This window comes from Neisseria sp. P0021.S007 (assembly GCF_051956855.1).
In genome coordinates, this window is sequence record NZ_JBQCXA010001716.1 from 1 (window position 1) to 443 (window position 443).

1 protein-coding gene is annotated in these 443 nt (G+C 54.6%); it reads left to right on the top strand.

Annotated elements, in window-relative coordinates:
- Nucleotides 1-443, top strand: a 443-nt coding sequence (locus ACTHUR_RS21090) for a PEP-utilizing enzyme (RefSeq protein WP_440400761.1), incomplete at both ends; no start/stop codon positions are given.

Sequence of the window (443 nt, forward strand, 5' to 3'; positions counted from 1 at the left end):
ATGCTTCTCCATTACCGACGCCGAAGTAACCGAGTTGGCTCATTACGCGCTGACCATCGAAAAACACTACGGCCGCCCAATGGACATCGAATGGGGCCGTGACGGCTTGGATGGCAAACTCTACATCCTGCAAGCACGCCCTGAAACTGTAAAATCTCAAGAAGACGGCAGCCGCAACCTGCGCCGCTTCTCTATCAACGGCGAAAAAGTTGTCTTGTGCGAAGGTCGTGCCATCGGTCAAAAAGTTGGCCAAGGTAAAGTTCGCTTGGTGAAAGATGCTTCCGAGATGGATTCCGTTGAAGCAGGCGACGTACTCGTTACCGACATGACCGACCCGGATTGGGAACCGGTAATGAAACGTGCTTCCGCCATCGTGACCAACCGTGGCGGCCGTACCTGCCACGCAGCGATTATCGCGCGTGAATTGGGTATTCCGGCTGTTG